This window comes from Kribbella sp. NPDC050820, assembly GCF_040653975.1.
Classification (GTDB): Bacteria; Actinomycetota; Actinomycetes; order Propionibacteriales; family Kribbellaceae; genus Kribbella.
The window spans coordinates 111614-127359 of sequence record NZ_JBFAHB010000018.1; the positions used below are offsets into that span (position 1 = coordinate 111614).

14 protein-coding genes are annotated in these 15746 nt (G+C 69.8%); 4 read left to right on the forward strand and 10 right to left on the reverse strand.

Translation table 11 applies throughout. The annotated features are described in order from the left end of the window. Positions 1-45: 45 nt before the first annotated feature. The 10 genes from AB0H36_RS18450 to AB0H36_RS18495 all read right to left on the reverse strand — a co-directional run bounded on the left by AB0H36_RS18450 (position 46) and on the right by AB0H36_RS18495 (position 12724). Positions 46-1692 (reverse strand): NAD-binding protein, encoded by a 1647-nt coding sequence (locus tag AB0H36_RS18450; protein WP_360524097.1) that lies wholly within the window; start codon positions 1690-1692, stop codon positions 46-48. A gap of 76 nt (positions 1693-1768) precedes the next feature. Continuing rightward, positions 1769-3442 (reverse strand): methylmalonyl-CoA mutase family protein, encoded by a 1674-nt coding sequence (locus tag AB0H36_RS18455; protein WP_360524100.1) that lies wholly within the window; start codon positions 3440-3442, stop codon positions 1769-1771. A 158-nt stretch (positions 3443-3600) separates the two neighbouring features. After that, positions 3601-5229: an ABC transporter ATP-binding protein gene (locus tag AB0H36_RS18460; RefSeq protein ID WP_360524103.1), complete on the reverse strand. Its 1629-nt coding sequence runs from the start codon at positions 5227-5229 to the stop codon at positions 3601-3603. Between the two features lie 110 nt (positions 5230-5339). Continuing rightward, positions 5340-5843 carry a MarR family transcriptional regulator gene (locus AB0H36_RS18465; protein ID WP_360524106.1) on the reverse strand — a complete coding sequence of 168 codons (504 nt, stop codon included), beginning with the start codon at positions 5841-5843 and terminating at the stop codon, positions 5340-5342. Then, the gene (locus AB0H36_RS18470; RefSeq protein ID WP_360524109.1) at positions 5843-7297 is read right to left on the reverse strand and encodes a serine hydrolase domain-containing protein; all 1455 of its coding nucleotides are present in this window, start codon (positions 7295-7297) and stop codon (positions 5843-5845) included. Before AB0H36_RS18470 ends, AB0H36_RS18465 begins: the two co-directional genes overlap by 1 nt. Further along, positions 7298-8179, reverse strand: coding sequence for an ABC transporter permease (locus AB0H36_RS18475; protein ID WP_360524112.1), 882 nt, complete (start codon positions 8177-8179; stop codon positions 7298-7300). Further along, complete coding sequence (locus tag AB0H36_RS18480; RefSeq protein ID WP_360524115.1) at positions 8172-9098, reverse strand: ABC transporter permease; 927 nt, start codon at positions 9096-9098, stop codon at positions 8172-8174. The genes AB0H36_RS18475 and AB0H36_RS18480 overlap by 8 nt, the downstream gene beginning before the upstream one ends. After that, positions 9098-10474 (reverse strand): M14 family zinc carboxypeptidase, encoded by a 1377-nt coding sequence (locus AB0H36_RS18485; protein WP_360524118.1) that lies wholly within the window; start codon positions 10472-10474, stop codon positions 9098-9100. Before AB0H36_RS18485 ends, AB0H36_RS18480 begins: the two co-directional genes overlap by 1 nt. Beyond that, positions 10474-12060: an ABC transporter substrate-binding protein gene (locus AB0H36_RS18490; protein ID WP_360524122.1), complete on the reverse strand. Its 1587-nt coding sequence runs from the start codon at positions 12058-12060 to the stop codon at positions 10474-10476. Before AB0H36_RS18490 ends, AB0H36_RS18485 begins: the two co-directional genes overlap by 1 nt. A 160-nt stretch (positions 12061-12220) precedes the next feature. Beyond that, the gene (locus AB0H36_RS18495; RefSeq protein WP_360524125.1) at positions 12221-12724 is read right to left on the reverse strand and encodes a MarR family transcriptional regulator; all 504 of its coding nucleotides are present in this window, start codon (positions 12722-12724) and stop codon (positions 12221-12223) included. Positions 12725-12756: 32 nt separating this feature from the next. On the opposite strand from AB0H36_RS18495, the gene AB0H36_RS18500 reads away from it, so the two are divergent. The 4 genes from AB0H36_RS18500 (at position 12757) to AB0H36_RS18515 (ending at position 15655) form a co-directional block, all read left to right on the forward strand. Then, a complete protein-coding gene (locus AB0H36_RS18500; protein WP_360524128.1) occupies positions 12757-13215 on the forward strand; it encodes a DUF4231 domain-containing protein in 459 nt (152 codons plus the stop codon). Between the two features lie 33 nt (positions 13216-13248). Beyond that, positions 13249-13983 (forward strand): maleylpyruvate isomerase family mycothiol-dependent enzyme, encoded by a 735-nt coding sequence (locus tag AB0H36_RS18505; RefSeq protein ID WP_360524130.1) that lies wholly within the window; start codon positions 13249-13251, stop codon positions 13981-13983. Positions 13984-14059: 76 nt separating this feature from the next. Next, positions 14060-14407 carry a YciI family protein gene (locus AB0H36_RS18510; protein WP_360524134.1) on the forward strand — a complete coding sequence of 116 codons (348 nt, stop codon included), beginning with the start codon at positions 14060-14062 and terminating at the stop codon, positions 14405-14407. An 18-nt stretch (positions 14408-14425) separates the two neighbouring features. Next, complete coding sequence (locus AB0H36_RS18515; protein ID WP_360524137.1) at positions 14426-15655, forward strand: sigma-70 family RNA polymerase sigma factor; 1230 nt, start codon at positions 14426-14428, stop codon at positions 15653-15655. Positions 15656-15746 lie beyond the last annotated feature (91 nt).

Below are 15746 nucleotides of genomic sequence, written 5' to 3' on the forward strand. Positions count from 1 at the left end.
CTCGCATTCCGTTCACGTTCACGGGTCCATCCTCCCCGACGCGGTCTAGGCGTGCTGCGCCCGGGTCGCCAGGAGCAGGCGAGCCAGGCCGCTGCGGGTGCCTGCGACGGCGATCCGGTCGCCCGGGCGGAGCACCTTGCCCTTCACCGAAGGGGACCAGTCCCAGGTGATCCCGTCCTGGCGGGCCAGCACCCGCAGGCCACCCGCCTCGTCCAGCTCTCCCAGCCGCAGCCCGCCCGCGACCGAGCCCGGCTCCACGGTGACCTCGGTGAGCAGCAGGACGCGGCGACCGGCCGGCACGGTGACCTGGCTGCGCCGGTTCGCCACCGCCGCCGCGATCGCCGGCGCGACCAGCATCGACACCGACCGGCTGTGCCCGAGTCCGAGTCGTCGCTCGACCCGCTGGGCCAGGTCGTGGTCGAACATCCGCATCGTGATCCGCGCCTCCGGGTTCAGGTCGCGGACGACCATCGCGGACTCCAGGTTGGTAATGTCGCCGTTGGTGATCGCCAGCACGGACTGAGCCCGCTGGGCGCCGGCCGACCGCAGCGTCTCTTCGTTGCTGCTGTCCCCGATCACGACCGGGATCCGCAACCGGTGGGCCGTCTGTACGCCGGGCGCGTCCTCGTCGTGCTCGACCCCGACCACCGCGACACCACGCTCGGCCAGGATCTCGAGCACGCGCGCACCGACCGTACCGAGACCGCAGACGACGACATGGTTGCGCGGCCGGCCGCGCACGCCGCCGATCACCCGCGACAGCCTGGCCCCGATCAACGAGTCGACGACCACCGCGGTCAGCAGCGCCATCAGCACGATGCCGGTCAGCTGCACCAGGACCGCGGCCACCTTGGCCCACGGCTGCGCGCTGGAGAACGCGTCGTCCTCGATCCCGGCCGACGTCACGGCGCCGGCGGCCAGGTAGAGCGCCCGCCACCAGTCGATGTTCGGGTTCGCGATGTAGTGGGTCAGCACCGTCCCGCTGACCACGAGGAACGCCATCACCGCGGCGATCCGCCGTACCCGGCGGTCGAAGACGTCGCGCATCGCCATCAGCCAGCCGGCCCGCCGTACGTCCTTGGTCCGCCAGACGCTGCGGACGCCGGTGCCGAGCACGATGTCGCCGGTCGGGTCGTCGCTGAAGGCAGGCAACAACTCCGGGGTCGCCGACGATGTGGTGTCGGCGAGTACGGCGAGATGCGGATCGCGGATCAGATCCGCCTGACCCGCGACCAATCGGCGACCGCCGAGGTCGAGCCAGGTCAGCTCGTCGTCCTCCAACGCATCCGACACGAACGCCGGCGCCGCGAGCGACGGCCCCGAGATCACCACGCAGTCCCCGAGCAGGCTGTGCAACTGCGCACCCAGCCGAGGATTGACCATCTGTACGACGATGCGCAGGTCCGGATCCATGTCCCGCGCAGTCAGCGCAGTGTGGACGTTGTGCACGTCGTCGTTGTCCAGCAGCACCAGGGCGCGCGCGGTCGACGGCTTGCCGTCCTTCGCGTCGACACCGGCCCGCCGCAGCAACGCCTCGCTGATCACGCGGACGCCGAGCACGTTCGCGCCGAGCTCACCGATCCGTTCGTAGTGCCGGGACGCCGGGTTGACGATCGCGGTGACCTGCTCGCCGGAGCCGACCAACTCGGTGACGACCCGCAGCATCGTGCGGTCCGAACCGCAGACGACCACGCTCCGCTCGTCGAGCGACGCGGTGGCCGTTGCGGTGGTGGGCCGAGTGTCGGTGGTGGATTCTGCCGGCGCCTCCTCAGAAGCGGGCGGGCTCTCGGTACTCGCCCCAGAGTTCCCGAAGAACGTGACAGATTTCCCCCATCGTGGCCTCCGCACGCGCCGCCTCCAGCATGGGTTCGATGAGGTTGCCGGTCCCTCTGGCCGCCTCGACCAGCGCGGCAAGCGTACGACGGACGCGGTCCTCGTCGCGGTGCGCCTTGCGCGCCGCGAGCACCCGGCACTGCTCGATCTCGACCTCGTGGCTGACCCGGAGGATGGACAGCTCACCGGAGACTGTGTCGGTCAGGGTGTTCACCCCGACGATCTTCTTCTCGCCCTTCTCCAGCTTCTGCTGGTACTCGAACGCGGCGTCGGCGATCTCGGCCATGAACCAGCCGTCCTCGATGCCGCGCAGGATGCCGCCGGTCATCGAGCCGTCCGGGCTCATCTCCTTGATCCGGGCAAAGATCTCCTCGGCCTCGGCCTCGATCGCGTCGGTGAGCGCCTCGACGTACCAGGAGCCGCCGAGCGGGTCGGCGACGTTGGTCACGCCGACCTCTTCCATCAGCACCGACTGGGTGCGCAGCGCGATCTCGGCCGACTCCGCGGTCGGCAGCGCGAGCGTCTCGTCGAGCGCGTTGGTGTGCAGCGAGTTCGTCCCGCCCAGCACGGCAGCGAGCGCCTCGACCGCGGTCCGTACGACGTTGTTGTACGGCTGCTGGGCGGTCAGTGACACGCCCGCGGTCTGGGTGTGGAAGCGCAACGACTGCGCCTTCTCGGTGCGCGCGCCGTACACGTCCCGCAGCCAGCGTGCCCAGATCCGCCGGGCCGCGCGGAACTTCGCGATCTCCTCGAAGAAGTCCAGGTGGCTGTCGAAGAAGAACGACAGGCCGGGCGCGAACACGTCGACGTCGAGCCCCCGCGACAGCCCGAGCTCGACGTACCCGAACCCGTCGGCGAGCGTGTAGGCCAGCTCCTGCGCGGCCGTCGAGCCGGCCTCGCGGATGTGGTACCCGGAGACGCTGAGCGGCTTGTACGCCGGGATGGTGGTCGCGCAGTACTCCATCAGGTCGCCGATCAGGCGCAGGTGCGGCTCCGGCGGGAACAGCCACTCCTTCTGCGCGATGTACTCCTTGAAGATGTCGGTCTGCAGCGTCCCGTTGAGCTTGGTCAGGTCGGCGCCCTGGCGCTCGGCCGCGACCAGGTACATCACGAACGCCGGTACGGCGGGGCCGGAGATCGTCATCGAGGTGGTGACGTCCTGCAGCGGGATGTCCTTGAACAGCCGGTCCATGTCGGCGGCGGAGTCGATCGCGACCCCGCAGTGGCCGACCTCGCCGAGCGACTTCGGGTCGTCGGAGTCGCGGCCCATCAGCGTCGGCATGTCGAAGGCGACCGACAGGCCGCCGCCACCGCCGTTCAGGATCATCTTGTAGCGCTCGTTGGTCTGCTCGGCGTTGCCGAAGCCGGCGAACTGCCGGATCGTCCAGGTCCGGCCGCGGTAACCGGTCGGGTACAGGCCGCGGGTGAACGGGAACTCCCCCGGCCAGCCGATCCGCTCCATCCGCGGGTCGTCGACCCCCTCGGGCGGTCCGTAGACGGGCGCGACCTCGGTACCGGAGAGCGTGGTGAAGTCCGCCTCCCGCTTGCGTGCGGCGTCGTACCGCTGCTGCCACCGGCTCCGGCCGGCGGCGATCTGCTCGGCATCCATCAGTCAGACCTCCTCGGGAACTGGTCCCAAAATACTAGGACGTCCAACTATTTCCAACCGCGGGCGGTCTGCCAAGCCATCACAATCGCGCGCCAACGGCGCGCCGCCGCGGGCCCCGGTGCGGAGTAGCGGGTTGTGATGGCCTGGGCGTCCGGCCTCTACCCAGCCAGCCGCAACCCTCGCCGGCGCGACTGCTCGCGCGGATCCGGGACGGGCGCGGCCTGCAGGAGGCGGGTCGTGTAGGGGTCCTGCGGGTTGCGCAGGACCGACTCCCGCGGGCCCTGCTCGACGAGCGTGCCGCGGCTCATCACGGCGACCCGGTCGCAGACCTGGTCGACCACGGCGAGGTCGTGGCTGATGAACAGGCAGGCGAAGTGCAGGCGCTCCTGGATCGAGCGGAACAGCTCCAGCACGGTCGCCTGGACGGAGACGTCGAGCGCCGAGGTCGGCTCGTCGGCGATCAGCAACGCCGGGTCCAGTGAGATCGCCCGGGCGATCGAGACCCGCTGCCGTTGGCCTCCGGACAGCTCGTGCGGATACCGGCCGGCCCACGCCGGCGGCAGCTCGACACTGTCCAGCAACTCCTCGACCCGCCCGCGCAACTCCGCACCCCGGACGCCGCGATGCACGGCCAGCGGCTCACCGATCGACTGCCCGATCGTGGCCCGCGGGTTCAGCGAGCCGGCCGGGTTCTGGAACACCACCCCGATCCGCGACCGCGTCTGCCGCAGTACGGCGGACGACGCCGACGACAACGCCTGCCCGGCCACCCTGACCTCGCCGCTCGTGATCGGGGCGAGCCCGAGCACCGACTTGCCGATCGTGGACTTCCCCGACCCCGACTCCCCCACCAGCCCGGTGATCTCGCCGGGCGTGAGGACGAGATCGACGTGGTCGACCGCGCGGACCGTGCGGCCCCGGCGACCGCGGTACTCGACGACGAGATCGTCGATCACCAGCGCAGGCACTTCGCGGACGACGTCGACCGGCTTGGCGTCGTCGCGCACTCCGCCCCGCGGGACGGCATCGAGGAGCGCCCGCGTGTACGGCTGCGACGGCCGGTCGAACAGCTCGTGCACGCCCGCGGTCTCGACCACCGAACCCTTGCGCATGACAACGACCCGGTCCGCCACGTCGGCGACCACGCCCATGTCGTGGGTGATGATCATGATCGAGCCGGAGATCTTCGACCGCATCGCGAGCAGTACGTCGAGCACCTCCTGCTGGACGGTCACGTCGAGCGCCGTGGTCGGCTCGTCCGCGATCAGCAGCTCCGGGTCGCAGGCGACCGCGATCGCGATCATCACCCGTTGGCACTGCCCGCCGGACAGCTGGTGCGGGTAGTACTTCAGCCGCGACTCGGGGATCTCGACCAGCTGCAGCAGCTCGACAGCGCGAGCCTGCGCCTCGGAACGGGACAGCCCGGGCTGGTGCGCCCGGATCATCTCGACCAACTGCGACCCGATCGTGAACACCGGGTCGAGCGCGCCGACCGGGTCCTGGAAGATCATCGCGATCCGCCGGCCGCGCAACGCGGTCAGCTCGGCCTTCGACATCGACAGCACGTCCTCGCCGCCGAACACGATCCGCCCGCCGACGGTCGCGTTCGACGGCAGCAGCCCGAGCGCGGCCAGCGAAGTGACGCTCTTGCCCGACCCCGACTCCCCGACGACCGCGAGCACCTCGCCCGGCCGGACCTCGAAACTCACCCGATCCACCGCACGCTGCGTCGTACCGCCAACGGTGAAGTCGACGGTCAAGTCCTCGAAGCGCAGGACGCCGGTCATGGGGCCTCCCGGCCTGGACTGAGGAGCGGAGGGAGCGAAGCGACTGGAGGGACGAGGGAAGGCCGGGAGGCCCCATGACCCGCCGCGCGGCAGCGCGGCATTCAACAGAGTCACTCGCCCTCCTCCGCGTCGAGTTTGTCGCGGTACTCCTGCCAGTCGGCGAGCATTTTGCGGTGGTACGACGTCAGCCACTCGAAGTAGTTGCGCGCGTACCGCAGCCGCTTGCGCGGACCCGGCATGTCGTCGGGCAACTCGTCGAGCATGTCCGAGAACAGCTGTTGCTGCTTCCCGAGCGACCGCCGCTCACCGGCAAGGAAGCTGCCCCAGATGTCATCCTCGACCTTGAAGTAGTGGTTCCGATCCCCGGGTACGGCGTGCCGCGCGATGAACCCGAGGTCGATCAGCCGGCGGGTCGTGCTCGAGATCGAGCCGGCACTCGCCGCCAGCGCCCGGGCCAGCTCGGCCGACGACACGTACGGCTTGTTGCTCACCATCAGGTAGCCGAGCACGCGGCCCTCCATCCGCGGCGACCCCGCGAGCTCCCGGATCAGCGCGAACTGCTCGACGAAGTCGACCCGCCGTGAGTCCTCTTCCCACGCATCGTCGTCGACCATCACGACCTCCTCGCCAGCTCGTGCACGTCGGCGGCCGCGATCTGGGCCGACCGCCGGGCCCGGAACGCCTCGACCGGCCAGCGGGACACCCCGCCGTACCGGACGTGCGACGGCTGCCCGTCGGCGTCCCAGGTGTACTCCACCTTCTCGCCACTCGAGCCGAAACCGGCGGCAGGCACCACGGCCAGCGTGTCCTCGTCGATGACCTGGAGCTCCTCGTAGCTCTCGACCGGGTCCGGCGCGGCCGGGAAGAACGCGACCAGCCGCCCGCCGAGCAGCGCGATGCTGACCACGCCCATCAGGCTCGCGAACGTCCCGCAGAACCGGCGCCCGTCGATGTCGCTCGGGACCGCGGTGCCTGCCGGAGGCTTCGCGGCCAGGTCGACCAGCTTCACCACGCCGGTCGCGAGCGTCCCGGCCGGGCCGCCGATGCAGTTGGTCAGCACGGACACGACGAGCTGGTCGACGGGATCGATGAACGTGCGGGTGATGTGGCCCGGGTACCCGCCGCTGTGACCGACCAGCCGCCGGTCGCCGACCTTGACGATGTCCATGCCCAGCCCGTAGCGCCCGATCTCGTTGCCGTGGGCGTTGATCAGGCTCTCGTCGCGCTGCACCAGCCGCTTGCTCGCGTCGGTCAGCAACTGCTCGGCGCCGAAGTAGTGCGCGGCGCCGTACGTCGTCAGGTCCTCGGCGGTGGAGTAGAAGCCGGTGGCCGCGGCCATGGCGCGGGTGTCGACGTGCGGGATGGTCTCGCGTACGTCGACGCCGTCGAGCAGACCGGTGTGGCCGGCGGCGTACTCACCGGCGCGCTGCGGGTCCCACTCCGCGCCGGTGTTGGTCAGGCCGAGCCGGCTGGTGATGTTGGCCTCGACGTAGTCGCCGTACGACAGGCCGCTCGCGGACTCGATCACCAGGCCGAGCAGCGAGTAGCCGATGTTGGTGTACTTGAAGTGCTCGTTGCGCTCGAAGACCTGGCCGTCGGACACGCACAGCGCGATCAGCGCCTCCCGGTCCGGGAAGTGGTCCATCAGCTGCCAGTAGTCCTTGTCCACACCGTCGCGGATCACGCCGCCCTGGTGGCCGAGCAGCTCCCGCACGGTGACCGGGCCGAGTGCGCTGCCGGCAAGCTCCGCGACGTACGAGTCGACCGGGTCGTCCAGCCGGACCTTGCCCTGCTCGACGAGCTGCAGGATCGAGGTCGCGGTGAAGGTCTTCGAGTGCGAGGCGATCCGGAACAGGTGGTCGGTGCGCAGCGGCGTCCCGGCGACCTCGTCGCTGAAGCCGAGCGCGGTCGACAGCACCACCTCGTCGCCGACGCGCACAGCGGCCTGCACGCCCGGCGTGCGGAAGTAGTTGCGCTGGTACTCGAGCCAGCTCTGCAGGGCGGGTGCGGCTTCCCGGGCGGTGTGGATGTCGAGCAAGGCGGCGTCCGTTCTGTGGTGGGTGGTCATTCAGGAGCGTCCCTTCGGGTTCACCGCGTCGCGCATCACGTCGCCGAGGGTGATCAGGCTCAGTACGGTCGCAGCGAGGAAGATGCCCGGATAGATCAAAGTGTGCGGTGCCTGCTGGAACCGCGACTGCGCGGTGGCCAGTTGCAGGCCCCACGAGATCGACGGCGCCCGCAGCCCGAGGCCGAGGAAGGTCAGGGTGGACTCGGCGACGATGACACCGCCGACGGTCAGCGTGGCGACCGCGAGCACCGGGCCGATCGAGTTCGGCAGCACGTAGTGGGTGAGGATCCGGCTGACCGGGAACCCCATCGCCTTCGCGGCCTGGACGTACTCGGCGTCCCTCGTCGCGCGGACCGTCGTACGGACCATGCGGGCCAGCGCCGGCCAGGAGAACAGCGCGAGGACGAGCGACACCGACAGCACCGAGCGCTCGCCGAGGCTGTTCAGTACGACGATCGCGCCGAGCAGGAACGGGAAGCCGAGGAACACGTCGGTGAGCCGGGCCAGCACCGAGTCCGTCCAGCCGCCGACGTACCCGGCCACGGTCCCGATCAGCACGGCGATGACGAGCGCGATCAGCGTGCAGAACAGGCCGACCGACAACGACGCGCGGGCGCCGTGCACGACGTTCGCGTACACGTCACACCCCTGCAGGTCCTGGCCGAACAGGTGTCCCGGCGACGACGGACGCGTGCTTGCGGAGATATCGCACGCCCGCGGATCCACCTGGCTGAACAGGCCCGGGAACAAGGCGAGCAGGACGAGTACGACGAGCACCGTCAGCGGCACCCAGAACAGCACCCGGCGGCGGACAGTCGCCCAGACACCGCGACCGGCCAGCGCGTCCTCTTCGACGGTCTGCGCGAGTACCTGATCAGTCATGGCGGATCCTCGGATCGAGCAGCGAGTTGAGCAGGTCGACGACCACGCTGGTGACCAGGAAGATCAGGATCAGCGCGGTCGCGATCCCGACCACGGTCGGTCCCTCGTGCACCCGGATCGACTGGAACAGCAGTTGGCCGACCCCCGGCAGGTTGAAGATCCCCTCGGTCACCACGGCACCGCCGAGCAACGCGCCGAGGTCGATGGCCAGGTAGGTCAGCACCGGGATCGACGAGTTCCGCAGGACGTGCACACCGATGACGCGGCGCCGGGTCAGGCCCTTCGCCCACAGCGCCCGGACGAAGTCCGAGCTCATCGTGTCGACCACGCTCCCCCGGGTCAGCCGGGCGACCGCGGCCAGGCCGTAGATCGCGAGAACCGTTGCCGGCAGCAAATACGAGCCGGGCCAGCCGTCGTTGACGCCTGCGATCGGGAACAGCGACAGCTTCACGCCGAACACCAGCTGCGCCGTCACCGCCATCACGAAGATCGGCACCGACGTGATCAGGATGGTCATGATCAGCACGCCGCGGTCGATCCAGGTGTTCTTCCGCAGCCCGGCCAGCAAGCCGAGGCCGACGCCAAGGACCACCTGGATCACCCATGCGGTCAGCGCCAGCCGGATCGTCACCGGCCAGCGGTCCGCCAGCCGCTCGGCCACCGAGCGGCCGCGGAAGTCGACGCCGAGGTCGCCGGTCACCAGGTTGCCGAGATAGCGCAGGTACTGCGACCAGAGCGGGTCGTTCAGGTGGTACAGCTCCCGGATCCGCTCGACGACCGCCGGCGACAACGGCTGGTCGCCACCGAGGCTCGAGATCGGGTCGCCGGGCAACGCGAAGACGGCGGCGTAGATCGCGAACGTGACGCCGAAGAACACCAGCACGAGCTCGACGAGCCGCCTGATCGTGAAGCGCAGCATCAGCCCGCCTCTCGCCGTACGGCGTTCAGCAGGGCGAGCGTGGCGGCGTACTGGACCCCGACGAGGTGCTTGATCGGGACGGTCCGCAGGTCCTGGTCGAGTGTCGCGGCCTCGTCCTGCCACTCGCGGTAGGACTCCCGCAGTCGCCGGCCGAGCGGGTGCAGCGCCGCGTGCGCGCTGCCTCGGGCGATCTCGCCGTCGATGGCGCGGACGAGCATTCCGCCGTACCGCAGCCGGAAGGAGCGGTTGATGTCGAACAGGCCGAAGACCTCCGCGACCGTCGCGCGCCGGGCCGGGTCGAGGTCCTCGGCCCGCCGCCGTTCGCGATCCGGCCGCCTGAGCAGGTACGGCATGAACGACGCGACCGCCCGGACCAGCTGTGAGTCGTCCGACAGGTACGGCCGCGCCGCCTGGAAGACGTCGTCGATCACCAGCAGGTCCTTCTCGAGCTCGTCCGCCGCATTCATCAGCACCTGCTGGTACGGCGAGTCCGTCTCCGTCTCGTCGTCGACCGCCGGATGCGTCCAGTACGGCAGCTCGGCGACCAGGCTCACCGTGCCATGGCGTTCCGCGTAGGCGGCCGACGAGCTGCCGGCCTCGTTCGGCGTCGGCAGCCCCAGCCGCTCGGCATAGTCGTACGACGCCTTGGCGGAGATCATCTCGAACACCGCCGGGCCGAGCGGACGGGCGACGGGCGTCTCGGGCTCACCGAGATCGAGCGGCAGATCGAAGGACGCGGCGATGGCGTGCAACTCGTCGACGAAGCCCTCGATGTCCCTGGTGACGTAGTAGTACACGCCGCCGAGCTCGGTGTTGTGCAGCGAGGCCGCGATCACCGGTTTCAGCTCGTCGATCACCCGCATCAGCGCGAACGCCTCGGGCATCACCTGGTCGAAGTAGGCGTCCTTGTACTGGAACGGGAACGACCACTCGACCTGCTCGGCCGGCGCCGGGCGGTAGAAGTGTTCGCCGTAGTGCACCCGGTTGAACCGGCCGTCGAACCAGCCCTCGTTCAGCCGGGTCCCGTCGGGGTCGATGCAGCCGATGATGTTCCAGCGGCAGCCGGCGCGCAGGTCCGGGTCGGCGACCAGGTCCTCGGCGAGCTGGATCGCGGTCCAGAACCCGATCGGCTCGTTCGGGTGCACGCCGGCGTAGACGAGCGCCTGGTCGGGACCATCGCCGACGGAGTACATCGTGATCGGCTCGCCGAGTCGCGACGTCCCTATCCGGCGCTTGGTCACCAGGCCGGGGTGGTTGCCTGCAAGCTCGTCCAGCCGGTCCGCGATCTCGTCGGCACCCGGGAAGTGGTCGAGGTCGGGGACGCGGTGGGCCCGCTCCAGGATCTCCCGGAGCGGGCCGCCGTCGGTTGCCTTCATCAACTGTCCGCCAGGGTGGTGTTCTCGAGCTCGACGGCGCCGGCGCCCTCGGACAGCTTCGCGATCCGGTCCGAGGTGGCGTAGGCGTACTTCTCGAAGAACATCGGCGGCGCCGGGAAGTCCTTCAGGATCGCCTTCTGCACCTCGACGTACCCCTCGATCGCCTTCTGCTGGTCGACCTGCGCGTCGGCCTTCGCGAGCAACTGCTCGACCTCCGGGGTGTAGTACGGGATGCAGTTCGTGCAGCCGCCTGCCTTGGTGTAGAAGGACCGCAGAGTGTTCTGCTGGCTGGCGTAGAGCGCGCCCCAGCGGGAGAAGTACGGTCCGGTGAGCTTCTTCTCGGTGCGCAGCTTCTGGAACTCGGGGAAGTCGGTCGTCGGGGTCGCGGTGACGTCCTTGATCCCGAGGTTCTGCCGGAGCTGGTTGGCGTAGGCGTTGTACAGGTCGTCGAGGCCCGCACCGCCCGGGTACCGGATCTCCATCTTTCCGGAGAAGCCGCCGGCGTCGGCCAGCAACTGCTTGGCCTTCGTGGGGTTGAAGGTGCAGAGCTCCCCGCAGAGACCGGTCGGGGTGCCCGGCTCGCCCGGCGGGGTCAGCGCGCTGGCCGGTTCCCAGATGCCGCCGTAGATCACGTCGCTGACGGCCTTGCGGTCGATCGCCATCGAGATCGCCTGCCGGACCCGGACGTCGGCGTAGCGCTTATCGTACAGCGGCAGGCCGAGGTAGTTCATGCCGAGGCCCTGGAAGACGTAGGCGCGGTCGCCGAAGTCCTTCTTCACCTGCGCCATCCGGCTGGCCGGCACGAACAGGATGTCGGTGTTGCCGGCCTGGACGTCGGTGTAGGCAGTCGTCATGTCGGTGTAGGGCTTGAAGGAGATCTCGTCGACACTCGGCTTCGGGCCCTGGTAGTTCGCGTACGCCTTGACCGTCACCGGCTCGTTCTCCCGGTAGCTGTCGACGATCTCGAACGGGCCGTTGCCGACCGGCTTCTTCCCGAACCCGTCGAGGTCGGCGTACGCCGCCTCGGGCAGCGGGAAGAACCCGGTCTGCGCCTGGGACAGCTGGGTCGGGAACTGGCCGTCGGGGCTCTTCAGCGTGACGGTGAAGGTCAGCTCGTCGACCACCTCGAGGCCGGACATCTGGGTGGTCGTGGGCTTGCCACTGGCCGGATTGAGGGCGTCGTACCCGGCGATGTTGACCAGCTGGCCGCTGTTCTCCCAGGCGTTCGGGCCGTAGGCGACGGTGTTCCAGGCCTTCACGTAGCTCTCGGCGGTCACCTTCTCGCCGTTGTGGAAGGTCCAGCCCGGGCGCAGCTTGATGGTCCAGTGCACCGCGTCGGTGGACTTCACCGACTCGGCGTTCAGGTAGGTCAGCGAACCGTCGGCCTTGACGAAGGTGAGGCCCGAGAACAGCGCCCTGACCTGCGGGAACGCGATCGTCTGCCGGCCCGGGTTCAGGGTCACCGGGTCGTCGACGGCGTACGAGATCGCTCTGGTCCCGCTCTCGGCCGACCCGCCGGACCCGCCTCCGGAGCAGCCGGTGACCGCGAGGGCGCCGGCGAGGAGAACGGCAGCAACACGCTTCATGGGGTCCTCCAGGGGACTTCGCGGCCGTGGGGGCCGGCCGGGTTCTCCCGATCCTGGAACACGAGGTGGATGCCTGGCAATAGGGAAGCTTGGGAAGTTTCAGTATCGAATGAACTTTTAGCCTGCGCGTAACACAAGGTGTCCGCGGAGTGGACAGCTGTCAGGTGAAGTCGCCGGCGCTGTGCCGCAGCGGCTCGAGGACGGACCAGAGCATCTTGAGCTGCTCGTCGGTCAGGCCGGACAGGGCGAAGTCGGCGGCGACCAGGTCCGCGGTGGCGCGTTCGACCAGCTCGCGGCCCTCGGGCGTGATCTCGCACAGCACCGCGCGGCCGTCGTCCGGGTGCGGTTCGCGGGTCACCAGTCCGGCTGCCTCCAGCCGCCGTACGATCGAGGTCACCGAGGTCGGGTGCACCTGCAGGCGCTCGCCCATCTTGCCCAGCGGCAACGACCCGCGCCGGGAGAAGGTGAGCAGCACCAGCGCCTCGAACCGGGCGAACGTCAGCCCGTGCTTGCGCAGGATGTCGTCGAGCTCACCGATGACGATCTGCTGGGCCCGCATCAGCGACGTGACGGCCCGCATCTGCTCGACCGCGCCCCACCGCCGGCCCCACTGCCGCGACGCCTCGTCAATCGGATCGAACGGCAACGCCCTCTTCCTCGCCATGAGCCGAAGATTAGCTCCACACTAGGCAGACCATGGCGAATCTCAGGGCGAAACTCAGGCATTCGGACTTCCCCGACCTAGGCAACGACTCCCCCGCCGAGCAACTGATCAGTGTGCGGTTCCACTGGTACTTCCGGCACGCGCGGCAGGCCCGGATCGCCTACCGCGCACTCGGCACCCTGCAGTTGCTCGCGGCCCTCGTCATCGCGATCTCGGTCGCCATCTCCGCCCCCACCTGGCTGGCGCCGGCCCTCGGCGGCGTGATCGCCCTGGCCGAGGGCATCCGCACCCTGTTCGGGTACCGGGACACCTATCCGACCTACACCCGCACCGCCCAGCACCTCCGCAACGAGGCCTGGCTCTACGCCCAGCACGCCGGTCGCTACGCGAAATCCGAGGACCCGGTCCGCCTGCTCGCCGAGCGCGTGGTCGAGATCAGCCAGGAGGAGACCGCCGACTGGGAGGCCGCCTTCAAGACCCGCACCATCTGATATCTGTCCGCGGCGGCTGTCATGCTCTGGCGTATGACGCAGGCGGAGTTCTACCTCGGGCAGTTGCGAGCCGAGTCGACGCGGCTGGGTGAGGTCGCGCGGATGGGGCTGGAGGCCGCGGTGCCGAGTTGCCCCGGGTGGACGGTCGAGTCGGTGGTGCGGCACGTGGCCACGGTGTACCTGCACAAGGTGGAGGTGTTGCGGCTCGGCGCCCTGCCGGACCCATGGCCGCCGGACTTCGGTGCGCGGGACGCGCTCGAGTTGTACGACGAAGCACGCGGGGCGATCGTGGACGCGCTGGTCGCGGCCGGGACCGAGCGGGAGACGTGGACCTTCAACCCGGACGACAAGACCTCCGGGTTCTGGTTCCGGCGAATGGCGCTGGAGAGTGTGGTGCACCGGATCGATGTCGAGCAGGCGAACGACGTGGTCACACCGATCGACCCCGAGTTGGCGCTCGACGGTATCGACGAGTTGCTCTACCCCAACCTGGGCGGGCCGTGGTGGGAGGAGGGCGACACCGAGCACCCGGTCGACGCCGCCGTACGGATCACCGCCGATGGACGGTCCTGGACGGTGCGCGCGGATGCCACGAGCGTCGCGGTGAGCCAGGGGACCGACGGTGAGGTGGCGGCCGAGGTCTTCGGGTCGGCCGATGCCGTGTTCCTGTGGTTGTGGGGGCGGCTGGACGCGGCTGTGATCCAGTCCGCCGGCGACGAGGGCGTCGTACGGGACTTTCGGGCGCGGGTGGCGGAGTGCACGACCTGAGCGGTGTCCTGTTCCGGGGTGGCTGTTCGTTCCCTTGTCGAAGGACCAGAGTGGTCCTGGCAGAAGGAGGCCTCCGATGGCGCAGTACCTGGCACTGACCTACACACCGGACGTCGACTGGTGGGCGCCCGAGCACGCGAGTGAGCTGGCGGAGTACCGGCAGTTCGGGGTGGACCACGAGGGCAGCATCAAGGCGAGTGCCGTGCTGCATCCGACGCCGACGGCAACCGTCGTACGGGTGGAGGGTGCCCGCGGCGGGAAGGTCGTCACGACCGACGGGCCGTACGCCGAGACGAAGGAAGCGCTGACCGGCTACTACCTGATCGAGGCCGACGACCTGGAGCAGGCGGTGGCGATCGCGGCGCAGATCCCGGCCGCGTGGAACGGCGCCGTCGAGGTCCGGCCGGTCATCAACGCCAAGTAGCCGGCAAGTAGTCCGGCCGTGTCCGACGACGCGCTCGCCGAGACGATCCGGATCGAGGGCACGCGGATTATCGCGACCCTGATCCGGACCGTCGGCGACGTGCAGCTCGCCGAGGACGCCGTCCAGGAAGCGACCCTGGCGGCCCTCGGCGCCTGGCCGGTGACCGGGGTGCCGCCCGAGCCCCGCGCCTGGCTGACCGTGACCGCGCGACGGAAGGCGATCGACATGATCCGCCGCGAACGCGCCCGCCCGGGCAAGGAACGCGACGGGCTCGAACTGCTGGAGCTCAGCCAGTCGGACGGGTTCGTACCCGACAGCGTGGTGCAGGACGACCTGCTCCGCCTGATCTTCACCTGCTGTCACCCAACGCTGTCGCCGCCGACCCGGGTCGCACTCGCCCTGCGCACTCTCTGCGGCCTGTCCCCCGCGCAGATCGCGGGCGTCCTCCTGACGACCGAGGTCGCCACGACCAAACGCCTCACCCGCGCCCGGCAGAAGATCGCGGCCGCCCACATCCCGTACCGCGTGCCACCCGAGGACGAGCTACCCGACCGCCTCCCGGCCGTCTGCGCAGTGATCCACAGCCTCTACACTGCCGGCCACGCGCCGATCGAGGGCGAGACCGCGTACGACGTCGACGTCTGCGCCGAGGCGATCCGCCTCGGCGAACTGCTGCACGAACTACTGCCCGAGCAGTCGATGCCCACCGCCGTACTGGCACTGCTGCTCCTCACCGAGGCCCGCCGCCCGGCCCGGCTCGACGAGGCCGGCGAAGTCGTCACGCTCGACCAGCAGGACCGCTCGCGCTGGGACCCGGACCTGATCGCCCGCGGCGTCGCCATGCTCAACGACTCGCTGGAGCGGTCGAACCGCCAGGCCGACCCCTACCAGTTGCAGGCCGCGATCGCCGCCGAGCACGCCCGCGTCCCGAGCTACGCGGCCACCGACTGGCGCGAGATCCTCCGGCTGTACGACCTGCTCGTGTCGATCGCCCCGAGTACGTCGGCGCACCTCGCCCACGCTGTTGCGGCCGCCGAGGCCGACGGCACCGCGGCCGGGCTAGCGCTGCTCGACGGACTCCCTGCGAGCCCGCGCTGGCACGCCGTACGCGCGGAACTCCTCGCTCGCGATCACAGGTACGCCGAAGCCGCCGACGAACTCACTCAGGCACTCACCGGACCGGCCACCGATCCGGAACGGACCCACCGCGAACGGCGGCGGCGGATCTTCCTGGAGAAGTCCGGCTAGGAGGGCGCTGAATTAGGGCGGGTTCTGGGGTTGGTCGCTGTGTGGGCTGTAGCGCGGATGCTGTCGGGGCGGGTGCGTGTGAAGGCTGGCC

Bases quoted from the DNA above. Each gene is read 5' to 3' on its own strand.
- AB0H36_RS18455 (WP_360524100.1), bottom strand. From the start codon at position 3,442: ATGGATGCCGAGCAGATCGCCGCCGGCCGGAGCCGGTGGCAGCAGCGG.
- AB0H36_RS18460 (WP_360524103.1), bottom strand. From the start codon at position 5,229: ATGACCGGCGTCCTGCGCTTCGAGGACTTGACCGTCGACTTCACCGTT.
- AB0H36_RS18465 (WP_360524106.1), bottom strand. From the start codon at position 5,843: ATGGTCGACGACGATGCGTGGGAAGAGGACTCACGGCGGGTCGACTTC.
- AB0H36_RS18470 (WP_360524109.1), bottom strand. From the start codon at position 7,297: ATGACCACCCACCACAGAACGGACGCCGCCTTGCTCGACATCCACACC.
- AB0H36_RS18475 (WP_360524112.1), bottom strand. From the start codon at position 8,179: ATGACTGATCAGGTACTCGCGCAGACCGTCGAAGAGGACGCGCTGGCC.
- AB0H36_RS18480 (WP_360524115.1), bottom strand. From the start codon at position 9,098: ATGCTGCGCTTCACGATCAGGCGGCTCGTCGAGCTCGTGCTGGTGTTC.
- AB0H36_RS18485 (WP_360524118.1), bottom strand. From the start codon at position 10,474: ATGAAGGCAACCGACGGCGGCCCGCTCCGGGAGATCCTGGAGCGGGCC.
- AB0H36_RS18490 (WP_360524122.1), bottom strand. From the start codon at position 12,060: ATGAAGCGTGTTGCTGCCGTTCTCCTCGCCGGCGCCCTCGCGGTCACC.
- AB0H36_RS18495 (WP_360524125.1), bottom strand. From the start codon at position 12,724: ATGGCGAGGAAGAGGGCGTTGCCGTTCGATCCGATTGACGAGGCGTCG.
- AB0H36_RS18500 (WP_360524128.1), top strand. From the start codon at position 12,757: ATGGCGAATCTCAGGGCGAAACTCAGGCATTCGGACTTCCCCGACCTA.
- AB0H36_RS18505 (WP_360524130.1), top strand. From the start codon at position 13,249: ATGACGCAGGCGGAGTTCTACCTCGGGCAGTTGCGAGCCGAGTCGACG.
- AB0H36_RS18510 (WP_360524134.1), top strand. From the start codon at position 14,060: ATGGCGCAGTACCTGGCACTGACCTACACACCGGACGTCGACTGGTGG.